Annotated in this window: 1 protein-coding gene; it reads left to right on the forward strand. The window is 34.4% G+C overall.

The genetic code is table 11. From position 1 onward, the window contains the following. Positions 1-1,042, forward strand: a 1,042-nt coding sequence (locus tag ABT299_RS52805) for a restriction endonuclease subunit S (RefSeq protein ID WP_500255501.1), incomplete at its 5' end; no start/stop codon positions are given. Positions 1,043-1,068 lie beyond the last annotated feature (26 nt).

The following is a 1,068-nucleotide window of genomic DNA, read 5'->3' on the forward strand; positions in this document are numbered from 1 at the left end:
AAATAAAGAGGCAGTTAAAATTGACAAAGTGAAAAATGGGGATATTCTTATCACTTCTGCAAATGGATCTAGCCGTTTAGTTGGTAAGCATGCTTTGATTGAAGGGATTGAAAATGATACTGTTCATGGTGGATTTATGCTTGTCGCAAGGGCTGAAAAACCGGAATTTGTAAATGCTATTATGAGTTCTTCATGGTATAGTAAATTTATAAACATTTTTGTTTCTGGTGGGAATGGGGCAATTGGTAATCTAAGTAAATCAGATCTCGAAGATCAAAAGGTTTATGTTCCTAGTGAAATAGAACAAACTAAAATAGGATTATTCTTTAAGGGGCTCGACGATACTATCGCTCTTCATCAGCGTAAGTTAGATTTGTTGAAAGAGCAGAAAAAAGGATTCTTACAAAAAATGTTCTCCAAAAATGGGGAAAAAGTTCCTGAATTGCGATTTGCGGGGTTTGCTGACGATTGGGAACAGCGTAAGTTATCTGACGTAGCTAATCACAGAGGCGGAACAGCTATTGAAAAGTATTTTGACAAATATGGTGTATACAAAGTTATTTCAATTGGTAGCTATGGATTAAATAGCCAATACGTTGATCAAAATATTCGCGCAATATCAAATGAAATTACAGATGGACGAGTTGTTAATTCTGGAGAGCTCACCATGGTGCTAAATGATAAAACTGCTAATGGAACAATTATTGGAAGAACTTTACTGGTAGAAAAAGATAACGAATATGTTATCAATCAACGAACTGAAATTATTTCTCCGAAAGAAAACTTTGATTCTAATTTTGCATATACCATACTTAATGGTCCTTTTAGAGAAAAAGTTAAACGAATTGTTCAGGGGGGAACGCAAATATATGTTAACTATCCTGCAGTTTCTAATCTAAATCTAGAGCTACCTAAGATTGAAGAACAACAAAAAATAGGCTCTTTCTTTAAACAGTTAGATGACACTATCGCTCTTCATCAGCGTAAGCTAGATCTTCTCAAAGAGCAGAAAAAAGGATTTCTACAAAAGATGTTCGTTTAGGGTCTATAATTAGATAATAACCCCTA

Source organism: Spirillospora sp. NPDC000708 (assembly GCF_040299565.1).
In the GTDB taxonomy this organism is placed as follows: Bacteria; Actinomycetota; Actinomycetes; order Streptosporangiales; family Streptosporangiaceae; genus Spirillospora.